4 protein-coding genes are annotated in these 2,226 nt (G+C 33.7%); all 4 read left to right on the top strand.

All coding sequences use genetic code 11. The features are described 5' to 3' along the window. The first annotated feature begins 304 nt into the window (after window positions 1-304). Complete coding sequence (locus LFUMFP_RS08290) at window positions 305-907, top strand: zinc ribbon domain-containing protein (protein ID WP_106483443.1); 603 nt, start codon at window positions 305-307, stop codon at window positions 905-907. A gap of 75 nt (window positions 908-982) precedes the next feature. After that, on the top strand, window positions 983-1,300 hold the full coding sequence (locus LFUMFP_RS08295) for a zinc ribbon domain-containing protein (RefSeq protein WP_233210639.1): 318 nt from the start codon (window positions 983-985) through the stop codon (window positions 1,298-1,300). A gap of 150 nt (window positions 1,301-1,450) precedes the next feature. After that, window positions 1,451-1,846, top strand: coding sequence for a DUF4064 domain-containing protein (locus LFUMFP_RS08300; RefSeq protein WP_106483444.1), 396 nt, complete (start codon window positions 1,451-1,453; stop codon window positions 1,844-1,846). Between the two features lie 19 nt (window positions 1,847-1,865). Next, complete coding sequence (locus tag LFUMFP_RS08305; RefSeq protein WP_199190579.1) at window positions 1,866-2,192, top strand: hypothetical protein; 327 nt, start codon at window positions 1,866-1,868, stop codon at window positions 2,190-2,192. Window positions 2,193-2,226: the final 34 nt, after the last annotated feature.

Consider the following 2,226-nt stretch of genomic DNA (forward strand, 5'->3'; position numbering starts at 1 on the left):
TCATCTTGATATCGTTTCATTGGAATGCTCCTATCTTGTTTTATTAATTATGGCACAACTGTTCAGAAATTTATGTACCAAATACTAGGATAGGAGCAAACTTATTTACTTTCAACTTAGATAGTAATAAAATTATATTTATCACAAATTAAATTATAAATGCTGTCTCCCCACTCTGGTGAGTTCAGTCATGTTCGATTCATGACTGGGGACTAGCTAAAAATATGAATCTTGGGGATTCTATTTCTAGCTTTGTCTAAATACTGATGACTATAAAAGCTGTATATACTTTGGAGGAGTTATTATGGATAATACAAAATTTTGTATTAAGTGTGGTAAAAATTTACCGATTGACGCTGAATTCTGTCAATTTTGTGGAGCGAAGCAGGAGTCAACCGATAGTTTAAATCAATCATCAATTGAAGTGAATCCAGAAGATAAACCTGGTAAAGATATTATTTTTAATCAAACAGAACCAGTAGATAAAAAAACCAAGTTAAAAAAATATTGGTGGATTTTTGCATTGATAGGTGTTTTAATTACTTTTATCGCCTTTTCACAATTGAAATCCCCTTCCCCTTCAGATGTTGCTTCCGATATCAAAGAAACATTAAACAACGATAACTCTCTCGATGTAACTTCAGTTAAACCTGATAAAGAATCTAAAACAATGCTTGTATATGTGAAAGAGAATATGGCTGTTGATGATTTGTATATGGGTAAAACAAGTACATTTAAAACTGTTGAACGAACTCTTCTTGATTTATCAGAAAAATATAAAGATGATGAATCTGACGATTATGATTTATCGTATATACAAATTTTAAAACCGGGAACCAATGACACCATTTTAATGTCTGTAGATAATGGGAAAATAAAGTATTCTGTGCTCGATGATTTGGAATAGCCTTATCATCCAAACAACCGATAAACGAAGCGCGCGTTAACAATGAAAAGCCTTAAAATATTTGGAGGATTCATGATGCAAGAAAACAATACAAAATTTTGCTTTAAGTGTGGTAAACCAATTACTTTAAACACCGATTTTTGTCCATTCTGTGGTGCAAAACAAGCATCTTCAATTGTTGAAAATAAAAATAACCAATTTTTAATTTGGGGGTGGATAACAGCTGTTTTGGCCTTGTTTATCCCGCTTACCGGAATAGTCTCCTTTGTCCTTTCAATTTTTATTATTAAGAATAAACGAACCACCGCTGGGACTGTGTTGCTTGTATTTACAATAATCTTCTTCTATCTTGGTATGACAGGATTTAGCGACGGTTTCTTCGGTGCAATGTAATACAATATCTTGCTCCCCACTCTGGTGAGTTCAGTCGCGTTCGATTCGTGTCTGGAAATTAAATAATAATTTCAATTCTTTGGGATTCTATTCTAGTTTTGTCTAAATACTGATGACTTTAAAAGCTGTATATTTTTTGGAGGATTTAAAATGAGTAATAAGGTTAAAGGTGCTGACGGAAAAATTTATAAACAAGTTACTACCGAAGGTGAATCCCAAAACCATTCACGTACGGCCGAAATGGTTTTGGGAATCATGGGTGGCGTATTCGGAATTATTGCGGGCGTATTCTCATTCTTCTTAGGTGGCATTGACAGTGCTGTGAGTAGCACATCATCAAGTAGCCTATTTGGATTAGGTATTGGCTGTATTATTGCGAGTATCGTTGCTATTATTCTAGTATGTATGATTAATAAAAATCGTGTAGCTATGGGCTGGATCATCATTATCTGTGGCGTGCTTAACATTGTTTTTGTTTCTGCTTTTGGCATTTTAAGCGGTGCACTAATTATAATCGCTGGTATTCTTGCACTCGTTAGAAAATAAATTTTGGGGGTTCTATGTTATGGCTAAAAAAATTCAAGATGAAAATGGCAATACATTTGTTGAAGTTAAACCTTGGTACAAGCGCTGGTGGATTTGGGTACTGATAGTTGTAGTTATTATTATTGCAATAGCAGCTCTATCTGGTGGAAAAGATGATAACTCTTCAACAAAAAATTCAACTGCTAATGGGCACACAACAACAGATGTAGAAAAAGGAAATTCCAAGAATAGTAACTCTAGTTCAAACTTTCTAACAATTGACTACGCTAAAGTTCCAATTCTTTCCGAAAATTTCAAGTTTAAGTTAGCCACTTTTAGTTACTATGTTTTAGGTCTTAGTATCTAGCTATCGAACTGAAATGAGTTGAACCCTGTTTGTT

It is taken from the genome of Latilactobacillus fuchuensis, from assembly GCF_900258455.1.
Lineage (GTDB): Bacteria > Bacillota > Bacilli > Lactobacillales > Lactobacillaceae > Latilactobacillus > Latilactobacillus fuchuensis.

Coding starts and splice junctions, on each gene's coding strand:
- LFUMFP_RS08290 (WP_106483443.1), top strand. CDS start 305: ATGGATAATACAAAATTTTGTATTAAGTGTGGTAAAAATTTACCGATT.
- LFUMFP_RS08295 (WP_233210639.1), top strand. CDS start 983: ATGCAAGAAAACAATACAAAATTTTGCTTTAAGTGTGGTAAACCAATT.
- LFUMFP_RS08300 (WP_106483444.1), top strand. CDS start 1,451: ATGAGTAATAAGGTTAAAGGTGCTGACGGAAAAATTTATAAACAAGTT.
- LFUMFP_RS08305 (WP_199190579.1), top strand. CDS start 1,866: ATGGCTAAAAAAATTCAAGATGAAAATGGCAATACATTTGTTGAAGTT.